Source organism: Mesorhizobium sp. WSM3866 (genome assembly GCF_002294795.1).
In the GTDB taxonomy this organism is placed as follows: domain Bacteria; phylum Pseudomonadota; class Alphaproteobacteria; order Rhizobiales; family Rhizobiaceae; genus Mesorhizobium.
Genome location: NZ_NSGC01000003.1, coordinates 340,887 through 353,935, shown reverse-complemented (window position 1 = coordinate 353,935; position 13,049 = coordinate 340,887). Strand labels below are relative to the sequence as shown.

Genomic DNA, 13,049 nt, shown 5'->3' with positions numbered 1-13,049 from the left:
GCCCATGACCGAGACCGTCACCGTCAGGACGGAAGGCACGACGCTGTCCACTCTTCTTGCAAGGCACTATCGCAAGGTCTTCTCGGGCATGGTGGCGAAGACCTTCGCCCTTAACCAGGATCTTGCCAGGTCCGGTCCGCAGCTTCCCGTGGGTTTAGTCGTGACCGTGATGACACAGGCGGAAATGGCGGCTGAAGGCGCGGCCCCCAGGCCAGTGATCGATCTCTTCGAATGAGAAAAGGTCATTTCCGCGTCGTGGTCGGTGGGCAGGATGTTACCTCTCGTTTCGTGCCGCGGCTGATCTCGTTGACGATCACCAAGTCGAGCACCGAGGCGACGCAGTCGGCGATGTTCACGCTCGACGATCATGATGCGACGGTCCGGTTTCCCAAGACGGGCACGCCGGTGTCGATCGAACTCGGCTGGGCACGTGGTGCAATGCGCCGCTTCGAAGGCGAGGTCGACACCTGCGACTGGTCTCTCGATCGCGGCTCGGGCAGCGTGCTCTCCATCACCGCGCGCTCGGCCAGCCTCAGAGGCAAGGTCAAGCAGCCGACCGATCGCCATTGGGAAAAGACCACGCTCGGACGGGTGCTCCAGGATGCCGCCGGCGACGCCGGTCTGTCGATCAAGGTGCATTCCTCGCTTGCCGGCCGGCAGCTGGAATATGAAGCGCAGGACAACGAAAGCTTCTTAGCCTTCGCCGACAGGCTGGGGCGCGAGCACGGCGCGACGTTCGCCATTAGGGGCGCACGGGCTGGCTTCGTGCCGCGCAACCGGGGCGTCTCGGCGACCGGCCAGCCGCTGCCGACGATCGTCATCACCCGCGGCATGGTAATCTCGGCGAGCGGCCTTACGCCGGCGACCGACCGGCCGCGCTTCAAGAAGAAGAAGGGCCGCTGGTACGACTTGCATAGGGCCAGTCAGGTCATCGAAGAGGTCGAGACCGGCGACGACGTCGAGCCGGAGGACGTGCTGCGCTTCATGCAGCCGGACGCGACTGCAGCGCAGACGCGCGCCGATTCCGATCGTATCGATGGCGCGCGGCAGAAAGGCGCCGGTTCGATCACGATCGAGGGCGAGCCGACCGCCGAGCCGGAAGGCACGGCCGTGATCCAGCTGCGCGCCGGCGTCGACGGCAGCTACACGATATCCTCGATCACCGACACGCTCGACCGCGGCAGCGGCTACACGACGCAGATCTCGCTCGGCAACCCGCAGGGCTCGGCCGGAACGGACGCCCGCTAGGCCGAGAGCAGCTTCACCATCGTCAGCCGGCCATGCGCCAGTCGTCGCGCTGAGTTCTGAAACGCCTCGCGCTCGGCTTCGAGCAGGAAATCCAGCGTCATCATGTCGAGCAGGAATTCGTCGATCGCCTCAGCCAGCACCTGCGACTTTGCCTTTGAGTTGAGCAAGAAGCGCGCGCGCCTCTCCTACGGCGTTGGCGCCGCCGGCGTCGATCAGCGTTTCGAGCTTCCTGAAACAATCCAATACGCAAATCCCCCTGCCGCAGCGCCCCTCAATCGCCGGCGGGCAGGAAAGTTCCCAGCGCAAAGGAAAAATTCATGACCGCATCTCGCGAGCAGGAATCGCTCGCCCGCGTGCTCGCGCACGAGGGTGGCTACAGCAATCACCCGTCCGACCCGGGCGGCGCCACGATGAAGGGCGTGACCCAGCGGGTCTATGACGCTTATCGCAGCAGCAAAAAGCTGGCCCTCCGTTCGGTGAAGAGCATCACCAGCCAGGAACTCTTCGAGATCTACGACCGCCAGTACTGGCATGCGGTGAAAGGCGACCGACTGCCCGCCGGGGTGGACTATGTCGTCTTTGACGGCGCTGTGAACTCCGGCCCGAAGCAGTCGATCCTCTGGCTGCAGCGGGCACTCGGGCCGCTCTACAAGGGCCGGCTTGACGGCGTCATGGGGTTGGGCACCATCGCGGCCGTCCAGGCCTGCAACAACCACGATGCCCTGATCGGCCGGATCTGCGATCAGCGCATGAACTTCCTTCAGCACCTGAACACATGGCCGGAGTTCGGTCGCGGATGGTCATCTCGCGTCGCGGAGGTCCGCTCGATCGGCCAGTCCTGGGCAACCGGGCTGACGCCGCAGGCGGCGAACTTCGTCGGCGGCGGTCAGGCGAAAGCCTTTATCGAGGACGGGAAGGTTGCCCCATCGACCGCGCCGGCCGATGCGGCAGCCGGCGCCGGTGCTGGCGGGCTTGGCCTTTCCGGCTACCTGTACGATCTCCAGAACCAGCTTTCGCCGTTCTCCTACACCAGCGAATGGATCGGCAAGGTCGTCGTCGTCCTGGCAATCGCAAGCGCGCTGCTCGCGATCGGCGGTCTCGCCTGGCGCTGGTATGCGAACCGCAAGGTGAAGCGCCTCGCCGCGGCTCTTGGGGGTGAGGCGACGTAATGGAAAACCTCGCCTCCGTCTTCGCCGTGATCCTTGATCGGGCCCTGTGCACGGTCGCCGCAGTAGGCCTGGCGCTCATCGCCGGCTTCCTCATCTGGTGGCTGCTATGAGCTTCCTCCTCAACCTTCTTGTCGGCCGCCTCGGCGTCTCGCGACTAGTCGCCGGCGCTATCGCCTGGGCGGCCATCGCGGCCCTCGTCTCGGGCGCCGCTTTCGCCGTTTACGAAGTCATCAAGCACCGCGGCGCCGAAGAGGTCCGCGCCAAGATCGAAAAGGATAATCAGGATGCGATCCGAAAGGGCATTGATGCTCGCAAGTCTCTTGATGAGTGCATCGACGCTGGCGGCGTGTACAACTTCCGCCGTCAGCGGTGCGCCGGCGCTGCGCTCGGCCATCGGCAACAGCCTCGCTGGCGCGCAGGGCAAGACGATCGCCGATCAGAACAAGATCGACAGGACGATGGCGCCAAGCTGCGCGATCGGCCTCTACACGCTGGCTGAATGCGATCGCCACACCAAGGCGAGCGCTGATCGGCGAGCCGAACTGAAATCCAGCATGCGTTGAAAAGCATCGGGGCAAAAATGGCGGAAGACCAAACGGACACCAGCGACCTTCGCGCACGCGTGGTTGCGCTCGAAAACTGGCGCGTTCAGCGGGACATTGAGAGCGCGCGCCACGACGAAAGGTGGAAGCATATGGACGACAAGATCGACGGTGTCGGCCAGAAGGTCGACAAGATATCGAGCGATCTGTCTCGTATTATGTGGCTCGTTCTCGCCGGCATCGTCAGCGGCATCGTCATGTTTATGATTAGGGGCGGCTTTGCGCCTTAGCACGATCTGCCGCTCTGCTCGGGGTTCTGGCGAAGCCCCGGAAATGTCCGGCTCGAACCTCCCACTAAGGAGATCAGAACTTGTAGCTCACACCAACGCGCACTGCGTGGTCCCGGACCTTCATAGTTTCGATCACACCCGGGAAGAGTGGCGCCAGACTTCCATTGGCGGTCCCGAAGTCGGTATAGCGGTACTCAACCCGCGCGCTCCATTTGTCGGCGAACGCGTATTCCAATCCGGCCCCGATGGTCCATCCGGTTTTGGTCTTCGTCCATGCCTGCAACGTTGCCGGGTCGGGGCCACCCTCAAAGCGGAAATTGCCAAAGGCAACGCCGCCGGTGACGTAGGGCAGGAAGCGATCGACGGCGTACCCAACCCTAACGCGCGCCGAGCCCTGCCAGCGCAATTCGGCGCTACCGGCACTCAATCCCCCAAAGGGGTTGTTGAAGCTATCTTTGACGTTGGCATATTCGATGTCGCCTTCCACGCCGATGACCAACGGGGAGTCGAACTGATGGTTGTACCCAACGTATAGGCCGCCCACGAATCCGCTCGGGGTAAAGGTACCGCTTGGGACAGGACCATTGAAACTGTAGCTCGTCCTCGCCCACTCGTAGCCGGCCTGGGCGCCGACGTAGAGTCCCGTCCAATTGTACGTGGACGCGATGGGTTCTTGGTTCACAACATCAGCAGCGAAAGCGCCGCCGGTTGCGGCAATGAGAGTCGCGGTCGCGAGCAGAATCGATTTCATGACGGGGCCCCTTGCTACTAATAGGGGTATAATCGAGATGCCTAAACTCGGATATCCCCCGGGGAGGTCCGTTGCGCGATTTGAATCCCTTGTGTCGGCCAAGCAACAGGTTCATGACGAACTTATAGAAGCGTCGCGTTCTGATGCTAGCTCGCCGCCAAGGCGTCCGCCTTCCCAAAATCCGAAGCTTCTCACCGCTCTGACCCGTTGGCACGCTCAGGGCTCTTTAGCAATTTCTAACGGAACGCTTACGGCTGTGCGATATTGAATCAATTTCGAGTTTTGCGTTGGGGATCCTAGTATGGATAAGCCTGTTGGCCGATCGCGGCTGTCCTTCATCAAGCCGCTTGAGCCGGTCCAGGTCGAGACCCCGCCTGTCAGCGATGATTGGATTCACGAGATCAAATTCGACGGCTACCGGACCCAACTGACCCTCGACTGGGCTGGCGCGCGTGCCTTCTCTCGGAATGGGCACGATTGGTCGAAGCGGTATTGGCCGATAGTCGCTGCGGCGGAAAAGCTTCCTGCTGAATCTTTCGTTCTCGACGGGGAGATGATCGCGCCGGAGCCCGATGGCCGGCCGAACTTCCAGCGGATGCACTCCCGCATGACATGGAACGCGGAGCAGCTAGCATTCGTAGCCTTCGACATCTTGTACATCGATGGCGAGGATCTGCGCTCGTTGCCGGTTATCGAGCGGAAGGCGAAGCTCTGGAATCTGGTCAAGCCGGCCAGGGACATCATCCAATACAGCGACCATGTTGAGGGCGGTGGCGCCGCATTCTTCGAAGCCGTCGAGAAGATGGGCCTCGAAGGCATGGTCTCGAAACGACGCGAGAGCCCCTATCGAAGCGGGAAGGTCGATACCTGGGTTAAAACGAAGTGCTGGGATGTCGGCGACTTCGAACTTCTCGGCATCAAGCGCGAGCCAGGGAAGCCCGCCGCAGCGATCATGGCGCGCGGTGGCCGATATGCCGGAACGGCGTTTATCACGCTGTCCAGCGGCCTCAGGGAACGGCTCTGGCAGCGCGTGCAGGAGGGCAGGGCGGCCAAGCCAGCGCAGCGTGTCCCCAGCGCCTTCGCCGATGATGTGGAGTGGGTGAAGCCTGGCATCACTGGCCGGGTAAGATTCCTTCGCGGTGAACACACGCTACGCCATGCAACGCTGCAAGACTTCGAGGAAGGAAGCGACCCGACCGATTGCTAACGGCGCCGGTCGGGCGTGAAGGCTTCGCTCAAGCCGCCCCGGCGCTCTTGACAGCCAGCAATAGCACAGGCCAGTTTCGCGGCGTTTGAGGATCATAGGGGGGAATTTTATGAAGAAGACATACGAGAAGCCCACTCTGCGCAAGCGTGAACGTCTGGCTGCGGTAGCGGCTGCTCCGATTTCGGGGCCGCCCATCGAGCCGCGTTAAGCTCGCTTCGTCTCAGATCAAAGCCCGTCGGCGCCGGCCGGCGGGCTTTTTTGTTTTTCTGTCACGTCGAGCAATGCGGCGAGGACTTCGGCCGGAGCTTCGATGCCAATGAAGCTGCGAACGAGGTCAGATGCATGCCTTTCCCATTCTTGTGGCGGAAGACAACTTTCTACCACCGAACGCCGGAAGGCTTCTCGGATGACGTCAAATTCAAAAGCGGAAATGAAATTTGCAGAGCGCTTGCTCATGGCTTCCTCCCTGCGGAATTGGGCGAAAGCACCTGAGTTGACTTCCAAGCGCCCGTTTGCCGTCAGAGGTGCGGGCGACGACAGTAACTTACACCCGCACTATGACGTGGTCACTCTCATTTGTTGTACTACTCTGGAAGAAGACGACGACCGCCGAGCGGGGCGGGGGGCTCGGGGTGTGTCGACGGTCGTCGGAGGACAAGGGGCCATAGAGTCAGCAAACTGCGTTGCGATCGGCCCTGGCTCACTATGTCATTGATTCGGCCCGCATAAAATAACAAATGTTGTGGTTCTCCAAGCCTGTCGACACACGGCGGACTTTTCCCGACGCCTTCTCGCGAGGCGGCGGTAGCTCAAGAGCCGGCGTTCAGAGCGCCGCCCCTCTCAGGCTCCCCCGGACATAACTTCAACCCTGAGGCGCTTCATTGCTTCCCGACTTGAGAGGGGATCTTCTCGCACCTTTTTCTCGCGAGTGACGGCAATATCTAAGCGCGGCCCTAAATGCCTCGGCTGCCAAGTCGCATTTGCGCTTGGATGGACCATTGCTCTGAATGACAATTTCGGCCTGCCTGGTTGTCAAACCGTGCTTTGCCGCAAACTCGTCTGGGCGGTAGGTTTCCGTCCAGCGCGACCGCTTCACACCTTGCATCTTACCTCCGCGGTAACGAAATCGTGAGAAGCCAACGCGGGGCCGTTCATAAGGTTTCAGATGAATGTCGGAACCTTCAACTCGGCCGGGCACCAGAGCCGTCTTTCTCCTCGGCTATAGGGAGGTCACCACGCTCTTGGTCTCTTTTCGTTCTGCACTCTCGAATGGCGGGCAACTTACATAGCCAGGGCTATGGCCTCCGCTAGACTAGAAGCCTGCCGCGCTCACCAGCCTGGAGGCTGTAGAGCGGCCGGCAGCCATCTTAAAGCGTTAGCTGTTCCGACTTCGGTCGTATCGCCGCAAGGGAACATTCCTCCAGTGTCCCGGTTGAGTGTCGCGGCGTGTGTCCTCCGGCACGAGGTTCACCCGCCGCGCTGGGGCGCTCCCCCACGGGAGCCCGTTCGACCCCCTCAGGCGAGCGGGCTCTTGCTTTCGCCCGACGCCAGCCCGAAAGACCTCACGGAACTAACTTCCTGGAACCTATGCCCCTTGCCTAAGTTCGGTGGCTAGGCGGCGCTATTATAAGCGACGCGTCGGGACGGCATGTCGGCTTCCCATTCGGGAGATTGGAGCAGCTGACCCCCTGGCGGAGGCCCCGGCAAAGAACTCGTCCCCTCACACCGGGCGGGCTCTTTCAATGTACTGACGGCGCTTTATTGAAGAGCTTTCCAATGAACAGCTATACCGTTGAAACGATGTCGGGGATGGACGCGGTCTCTGTAGCCTACGCGAAAACGACCTCACCGAAAGCAGCCGCTGAATGGGTGACCGGCCGAAACGTGCAGGACAGGCGAGACGAGTCCGAATGGGTTCGCGTCACCGACGACACCAACCGAGCGGTCCACAAATTCGCCTTCAAATAGGGGACCCCCACCGCCAGAAGACAACGTAGCCGGCCAGCGCAGCCATGAGAGCGCACTACGATGCCGTGTTTTTCCGCTTCTGGCCGGGTTTCCTTGCAGGAGTGATGGCAGGTGCTTGGGATGCCTGCGCCAGCCTGGCAGCGCGCAACCTCTCTGTCTTGACAGACCTTGCCGTCGCTTCAAGATCGACAATCTGCCGGGCGATGCGCGTGGTCGCATCGGTCTTGGCTTCTGTTCGGGACGGAACCGGCTTAAAGATACCAGCGGGAAGGGACTTCATTTTTCTCCTTAACCGAAAAGGCCGGGCAAGCCCGACCTTCTCAAACGCGCCTCTGGGGCCAATGCCAGTACATCCGTGGTCAAAGGCCCCTAAAGCGCTGTGATTAGGCGGCTTGCAGGTTGTCGGCCGAGCTCTTGCCGGTGCGAGTATCCTTCACCACGTCAAAGCTAACCTTCTGGCCTTCGACGAGAGAACGCATTCCTGCGCGCTCCACGGCCGAGATATGAACGAACACGTCCGGCTGGCCAGTGCCCTGCTCGATGAAGCCGAAGCCTTTCGTGGAGTTGAAGAACTTTACGGTTCCAGTGGTCATTGCGATCTCCTTTCAAATCGACGCAAAATTAGGTTCGCTCGGCAACTGCCAAACGATGCAATTTCGAAATTGAGATGGAAGATCGTAGGAGCGCAGATTGCGCCAGAACAACGTTCGTTCAGCAAGATCGATTTAAAAGATATAACGCTCAATCCCATCGGAGGCAAGGGCTGCGATTTAATACTGCCCGGAAGCGACAAAGGGATTAGTCGCCGTCCGAAAGCCAATGCGACAGCGGGCTATATGTTTCACCGTATGGACCTATGCGCGCGGTGACAGGGCTTCGGTCGTACCTAGCGGCCGGCTGTGTGCCCGAACTCGGAACGAATGGATAGAGGCACCGTTGAAAAGGGTGCCGGCAGCTCCCGCTAACGGCGGTTGAGCGCAAGCATCGGCTCCAGCGCTTGGCGGGTATGCGCTGGAGCCGTCTTGGTAGGAGTGAAGGAAATGCAAGACCCTCGCAACAGTGTCCTGGAAGCTCGTTGGCTTCTCGCCGTGCCCGCTTCGCTTGCCCTGACTGTGCTGCTGGCAGGGCTGTTGCTTTCCTGACCGACGCGGCTGCCTGCCCCTTGCCGTGCGGAGTTCAGCAAGCCTGGATTCAAGGGCCCAACTGGCAGGGTGGCGCACCCGCTACGCCGGCAACCTTTAGGTGCTGTGGGATCAGAGCAGCTTCTTTCGTCTCAGGAGCGTTCCAGCACCGTCCGCATGGCATCGGCATCAGCGGACCGACCTGCGACCGCCCCGCGGCCGCTCAGAATTTTCAATCCAAGCCTGAACCTGTTGGCTTTTCGGTAGTTTGGAAGGCAGGAGGTTCCATGAACGAAGACACTGGCGATGGGGAGTTGGGCGACGGCCCCGACGAGATCCTAGCCGGCCGATTGGCTAGAGAGGCAGATATTGCCGAAGAGCAAGCCCGCGAACTGATGGAGTTGAACGGGATCGACTGGAATGCCCTGCTTCGAGAGGCTCATTTCCTGAAGGCGCGGCATTGAGCGAACGCGGGGCAGAATTCTTTGGCGAATGGATTACCGACAACGTGTTGCGCGGCAGCGTCGGCGCTGACATCATTTCCGTCGCGGAATTGACGACTAAGCTATTCACCGATGCAAGGGTTGCCGGGATTTCTGAGCGCGAGATCGAGGAGGAAACCGGGAGCGCTTACGAGGCGATCCTGGCCGCGATCGTCGGCACCGAAGAAGTCAAGAAGACGGATTGACCCTTGGCAGCTAAGCGCTGTCCCAAGGCACGCCCTCAACCGGCGTGCAGCGCTCGGTCTCCACGGGCCTAGGGGGCAGCGGTTTGCCTGCCGCCGCCGCCACGTTCTATCGTCGGGATCGCGAGTCCGATGCTGAGCTTCAGAGCGGGTAAGTGATGGGCTCCCTTGAAGACGAAAGACGATCCCCGCGCCCTCCAGGGCCCGGGTATGGCGGCAACATTGCGGGGATTCGGTGTTCTAAACCCGTTCTCGCATTCGCTGAGGCGATTATATATTTGCCAAAAGCCGCCCGCGAACTCGAAACCGACGACAGCGAAGAAAACTTCGACCGCGTGCTAAAGAAGGTGGTCAAGGGAGCGCAACCAAGGGGAAAGGCCCCGCCGCTACCGGAGAAGGTGGCTAAGTCACCTGCTTCGAAGGATTAGACGACCGCGCGTCGTCGGTCGCGCGCTGCCCTTCAAAAATTGCTCGGATTTCGAGGCGCGTTCGCTGTGCGCGTTCTTGTTCAGTATTTGCGACCGCTAGTATCCTCTGCCGCTCGGCGCGCAGCTTGAGCGTTTCGTTATAAACCGCCAAGAAATAGCCGACATCGTCCACGGCCAACACTCCAATGACGCCCAAAAGAGCCCGCTCCATGCCCCAGAGCGGGCTCTTTTGGAGGCCCTCTTATCCCGCCAATCCGTTCGGGATAGCGCCTCTTGCGGCGCATCATCTGCTGGGAAGCGCGCCGCTTAGACCTAACTTCGATGGGGCAACAAGGTTCCGGCACTATCGGTTCGGGTTTGTCAAATACATAATCGCCATTCGCTGATCGTCGCTTCGCTGAGATTGGCCCTGTCGGCGAGCCGCACTCGCGACCAGTTCAATAGAGCTCGTGCGGCTTTTGATTGTTGTCCTGAGAGTATTTCACGGCTGTCCATAGGCGTGGAACACTAAAATGTTCCGGCTGCAAATGCTCTGTGTGCTTCCCGGCTAGAAAAATCCTCCTAGCGAGCGTTCGCAGCGGAAATTTCGGTGACCCGTACTGCGCTTCAAGAAGTTCGAAAGAGGGGGTCAGCTTCGGACCTCAGTCCGACGCTAATTGACTCGAAGCTGACTTCTATCAGGTGTATCCTCTTCGCGTTGTTGGGTATCGGGGTAGAGGGTAAACGATGCGTGGAAGCGAGCATAATGCTGTCCCGCTCAGGACAGCGGTATACGGAATAGTCGAACCAGCCGAGGTCAGCATTCTTGCAAAAGCCGTGAGTGATTACTGCTCAAGTCACAATATTGAACGCGTGGATGAGCGCGAAAGCGTCGCGATCAAAGTCATGTGCTTGTTCGGACGTGGTGTGACCGACGGTGACCAGCTATTGATAGAACTCGAAAAGGTAGGCTAGGCAAACCTGGCCCTACTGGGCGCGCCCGGCCGCCAAATCCTGTGTCACCATGATAGCGGCCGGGGCGCCTAGACGGCTTCATCATTTTGCGAAGTCTGTGCGCAACGGCGGCTCTTCGACGCCGAACTCGTGGACGCTGGCGCTCCGTTCGTCGACGACGCGAAACCAGCGCTGGTGGTCAGTTCGGGCAGAAATTTGGCCCCCGGTGACTGCTCTGACGGCGCTCAGCGCGTCGGCAGCACGGGTCACGTGTCTCGCGATGACAGTTTCACCGGCCATCTCTTCAACATGAAATTGTGGCATGCTCGGCTCCGTTTCTGGAGCAACCGTGCCCAGTCGGGAAGGTTCCAGCCAAGCTCACGAAAATGTGACAGCCGGGCTCGGCAGGCCGCGCAAGGCGGCTCAATGCCACCAGACGCCGCTCATGATATTTCCCTCGTGGCTCTGATTGGCAAAAAGCCCGTCGCCGAGAGGCTTTGGGGGAACAGACGCCGGGCTGAGCGGCAAATCCCCAGTGACAGCTGGATAGGACCGCCTGCAGCTTCAAACTGGCAGCAAGAGCGCCCGTTTCATTAGGAACTGCAAATATGCTGACCCGCGAAGCCGCCTGGGAACGTTCGGTTCGGACAGAGCGTTCCCGCGTGAAGGGGAGGTCCAAAGTTCCTGCGAGACCGGTATGTGCAACGATTACGAGCAGCACATTGCTTGGGCTGAATACTGCCGCATGATGGAGTCGCTCGCGTTGCAGATCTCCAGCCATCAGACGGAGCTCGATCTGCCGCAAGCTGACGACATCCGCATAAACGACCCGGCGCCAATAATGCGCGTTGCCGGCGAGGCAATCGAGCTGGCCTCAATGACCTTCGGCTTCCCGCCGGCCGGTCCCAAAGGCGGGCCGGTTTTCAATTTCCGCTCCGAGGGCCGACAGTTTGGCCACAGCAAGCGCTGCCTGGTTCCGGCTTCCGCATTCTTCGAATTCACCGGAACGAAATATCCGAAAGCGAAACACCGCTTCACCCTCAACGGCGCGCCGTTCATGGCAATTGCCGGGCTTTGGCGCGAGGCGGTCGGCAACAAGCCGCCCAGCTTCACGATGCTGACGACAGATCCTAGTCCGGATGTGGCGCCGTATCACAACCGACAGGTCGTGGTTCTTGAGCCGGAGAACTGGTCCGCCTGGCTGAATCTGACCAAAGCAGAGAGCGATCTGTTGCGACCGCTTCCGGGCGGGTCGCTTGCCGTCGAGACGGTGAGGCAGGAGAGAGAATAGTTCAGCTCCGCAGCGCTTCGGTCATCCGGGCGCTACTTACAGGATCTGCCTACGCAGTCCGTCCAAGGTAAAGGAGGTGATATGGCGCCAATCTCGATCGAATTCGCAGGACCCGTTCGAACGGACAGGGCATGCGCCTTGTTGCGCATCTCGAGCTCGATAGTCACCTCCTTCTCCGCAATTCTCTCACCCCGTGCGACAGGCCGGGCCCCTGTCGCAGGCTGGACCGGCCCGACAGAGCCCCGCTCGACCCTCTCTCGCGAGCGGGCTCTCCCAATTCAGGCGGTCTCCCATTTTGCTACCTATCTAGGAACCATGGATTCGCGGGTAGACAAAGGGACTGTACCACGGGGCTGCTAGTGGCCCGCGAAGGTCTGGCGCGTGCACGAGCAGCGCTCACGGTCCACTTGCAGCTTGGCGTAGTATTGAAGATGCGGCGGGGGCGTCCGCCGCATCGACCTCTTTGCCCTTCGCGGCTTCAGTCGGTTTTCACCTCGATCTTCTTCACCCGCGAAAGTGCTTCTTGGGTCTTTGGAAGCGTCACCGTCAGGACGCCATTCTTGAATTCGGCGTTCGCCTTGTCCGTGTCCACGATGGAGGGCAGCGGGATCGAGCGATAAAACGAACCGTATGAGCGCTCCGACAGGTGGTAGCCCTTCTTGCTCTCCTCACGCTCGCTCTTCTTCTCGCCCTTGATGGTGAGGGTGTTGTCCGTCAGCGAGACATCGACGTCCTGCCGGTCAATGCCGGGAAGCTCGACCGAAACCTCCAGCATGCTGTCGGTTTCGGCGATGTCGGTTCGTGGGCTCCCGACTTCCCGGCGGCCGAGCGCCCCGAAGGGTTGATCGAACCGTCTCCAGAAATCCTCGAAGATGCGGTTCACGTCGCGCTGCAGGGAAGAGACGGGGTTGTCCTCCTCCCGCTTCGCAATTTCGCCGCCCTTATTGTTGCTCCATGGAATCTGGTCTCTGATTTGCATCGTCAACCTCCTTTTACCCTCCATTGCTTAAGCCATCTTGAGTTGGATTTTGCGAGCCTTGGCCGGCGCCGCCTTGGGCAACACCAGTCGCAGGACGCCGTTCTTCTGCGACGCCTCGATGCCATCGCGGTCGATGTCCTCGGATAAGGTGAAGACGCGCTCATAATCGCCGGCGCTATATTCCGCATAGACCTGACGATAATTCTCATGCTGTTGATCGGCCGCGTAGCCGCGGATCGCCAGTGTCCGTTTCTCAAGGGTGATATCGACCCCATCCGAGGCGACGCCTGGCATATCGACGAGAAGGACCACGTTGTCCTGCGTCTCATAGATGTCGGCGCGCGGTATGAACACGGGCCGCGAGCGGGTCCGCTCCCCTCCGTCAAGCTTGCTGGGGACCTGGCGTTCGGTGGTCTTCAGTTCCTGAGCCATGTTTT

Annotated in this window: 19 protein-coding genes; 10 read left to right on the top strand and 9 right to left on the bottom strand. The window is 60.5% G+C overall.

The features are described from left to right. Nucleotides 1-4 precede the first annotated feature (4 nt). Both CK222_RS09780 and CK222_RS09775 read left to right on the top strand, forming a co-directional pair. Complete coding sequence (locus tag CK222_RS09780; protein WP_095800210.1) at nt 5-235, top strand: tail protein X; 231 nt, start codon at nt 5-7, stop codon at nt 233-235. Then, entirely contained in the window at nt 232-1,248 is a 1,017-nt protein-coding gene (locus CK222_RS09775) for a contractile injection system protein, VgrG/Pvc8 family (protein ID WP_095800209.1), read from the top strand. The genes CK222_RS09780 and CK222_RS09775 overlap by 4 nt, the downstream gene beginning before the upstream one ends. Here the strand turns inward: CK222_RS09775 and CK222_RS31555 are convergent. Further along, nucleotides 1,245-1,415, bottom strand: a complete 171-nt coding sequence (locus tag CK222_RS31555) for a hypothetical protein (protein WP_245432988.1) — start codon at nt 1,413-1,415, stop codon at nt 1,245-1,247. The two genes, CK222_RS09775 and CK222_RS31555, sit on opposite strands and share 4 nt — an antisense overlap. Nucleotides 1,416-1,565: 150 nt before the next feature. On the opposite strand from CK222_RS31555, the gene CK222_RS09770 reads away from it, so the two are divergent. The 3 genes from CK222_RS09770 to CK222_RS32865 all read left to right on the top strand — a co-directional run bounded on the left by CK222_RS09770 (nt 1,566) and on the right by CK222_RS32865 (nt 3,249). Then, on the top strand, nt 1,566-2,417 hold the full coding sequence (locus CK222_RS09770) for a glycoside hydrolase family 108 protein (protein ID WP_095800208.1): 852 nt from the start codon (nt 1,566-1,568) through the stop codon (nt 2,415-2,417). Nucleotides 2,418-2,523: 106 nt separating this feature from the next. Then, nucleotides 2,524-2,916: a hypothetical protein gene (locus tag CK222_RS09765; RefSeq protein WP_245432987.1), complete on the top strand. Its 393-nt coding sequence runs from the start codon at nt 2,524-2,526 to the stop codon at nt 2,914-2,916. Between the two features lie 195 nt (nt 2,917-3,111). Continuing rightward, nucleotides 3,112-3,249, top strand: coding sequence for a hypothetical protein (locus CK222_RS32865; RefSeq protein ID WP_245432986.1), 138 nt, complete (start codon nt 3,112-3,114; stop codon nt 3,247-3,249). A 73-nt stretch (nt 3,250-3,322) separates the two neighbouring features. On the opposite strand, the gene CK222_RS09750 is transcribed toward CK222_RS32865, so the two are convergent. Further along, the gene (locus tag CK222_RS09750) at nt 3,323-4,000 is read right to left on the bottom strand and encodes an outer membrane protein (RefSeq protein ID WP_095800205.1); all 678 of its coding nucleotides are present in this window, start codon (nt 3,998-4,000) and stop codon (nt 3,323-3,325) included. Nucleotides 4,001-4,301: 301 nt separating this feature from the next. Between CK222_RS09750 and CK222_RS09745 the strand changes: the two genes are divergently transcribed. After that, entirely contained in the window at nt 4,302-5,207 is a 906-nt protein-coding gene (locus CK222_RS09745) for an RNA ligase family protein (protein ID WP_095800204.1), read from the top strand. Nucleotides 5,208-5,432: 225 nt separating this feature from the next. On the opposite strand, the gene CK222_RS09740 is transcribed toward CK222_RS09745, so the two are convergent. Then, complete coding sequence (locus CK222_RS09740; protein ID WP_095800203.1) at nt 5,433-5,663, bottom strand: hypothetical protein; 231 nt, start codon at nt 5,661-5,663, stop codon at nt 5,433-5,435. A 1,320-nt stretch (nt 5,664-6,983) separates the two neighbouring features. Between CK222_RS09740 and CK222_RS09730 the strand changes: the two genes are divergently transcribed. Beyond that, nucleotides 6,984-7,175 (top strand): hypothetical protein, encoded by a 192-nt coding sequence (locus CK222_RS09730; RefSeq protein ID WP_095800201.1) that lies wholly within the window; start codon nt 6,984-6,986, stop codon nt 7,173-7,175. A gap of 55 nt (nt 7,176-7,230) precedes the next feature. On the opposite strand, the gene CK222_RS31550 is transcribed toward CK222_RS09730, so the two are convergent. Next, nucleotides 7,231-7,455, bottom strand: a complete 225-nt coding sequence (locus CK222_RS31550; protein ID WP_141247048.1) for a hypothetical protein — start codon at nt 7,453-7,455, stop codon at nt 7,231-7,233. A 103-nt stretch (nt 7,456-7,558) separates the two neighbouring features. Next, a complete protein-coding gene (locus CK222_RS09725) occupies nt 7,559-7,768 on the bottom strand; it encodes a cold-shock protein (protein ID WP_095800200.1) in 210 nt (69 codons plus the stop codon). Between the two features lie 815 nt (nt 7,769-8,583). On the opposite strand from CK222_RS09725, the gene CK222_RS32240 reads away from it, so the two are divergent. Continuing rightward, on the top strand, nt 8,584-8,760 hold the full coding sequence (locus CK222_RS32240) for a hypothetical protein (RefSeq protein ID WP_095800199.1): 177 nt from the start codon (nt 8,584-8,586) through the stop codon (nt 8,758-8,760). Further along, on the top strand, nt 8,757-8,984 hold the full coding sequence (locus tag CK222_RS09715; protein ID WP_067320813.1) for a DUF768 domain-containing protein: 228 nt from the start codon (nt 8,757-8,759) through the stop codon (nt 8,982-8,984). The genes CK222_RS32240 and CK222_RS09715 overlap by 4 nt, the downstream gene beginning before the upstream one ends. Nucleotides 8,985-9,383: 399 nt before the next feature. On the opposite strand, the gene CK222_RS09710 is transcribed toward CK222_RS09715, so the two are convergent. Together CK222_RS09710 and CK222_RS09700 are read right to left on the bottom strand one after the other, a co-directional pair. Continuing rightward, nucleotides 9,384-9,581: a hypothetical protein gene (locus CK222_RS09710; protein ID WP_141247046.1), complete on the bottom strand. Its 198-nt coding sequence runs from the start codon at nt 9,579-9,581 to the stop codon at nt 9,384-9,386. A gap of 863 nt (nt 9,582-10,444) precedes the next feature. Continuing rightward, the gene (locus CK222_RS09700; RefSeq protein WP_141247045.1) at nt 10,445-10,666 is read right to left on the bottom strand and encodes a hypothetical protein; all 222 of its coding nucleotides are present in this window, start codon (nt 10,664-10,666) and stop codon (nt 10,445-10,447) included. Nucleotides 10,667-11,039: 373 nt separating this feature from the next. On the opposite strand from CK222_RS09700, the gene CK222_RS09695 reads away from it, so the two are divergent. Next, nucleotides 11,040-11,633: an SOS response-associated peptidase gene (locus CK222_RS09695; protein WP_095800196.1), complete on the top strand. Its 594-nt coding sequence runs from the start codon at nt 11,040-11,042 to the stop codon at nt 11,631-11,633. Nucleotides 11,634-12,111: 478 nt separating this feature from the next. On the opposite strand, the gene CK222_RS09690 is transcribed toward CK222_RS09695, so the two are convergent. Both CK222_RS09690 and CK222_RS09685 read right to left on the bottom strand, forming a co-directional pair. Further along, on the bottom strand, nt 12,112-12,612 hold the full coding sequence (locus tag CK222_RS09690) for an Hsp20/alpha crystallin family protein (protein WP_095800195.1): 501 nt from the start codon (nt 12,610-12,612) through the stop codon (nt 12,112-12,114). A 27-nt stretch (nt 12,613-12,639) separates the two neighbouring features. After that, nucleotides 12,640-13,044 carry an Hsp20/alpha crystallin family protein gene (locus CK222_RS09685; RefSeq protein ID WP_095800194.1) on the bottom strand — a complete coding sequence of 135 codons (405 nt, stop codon included), beginning with the start codon at nt 13,042-13,044 and terminating at the stop codon, nt 12,640-12,642. Nucleotides 13,045-13,049: the final 5 nt, after the last annotated feature.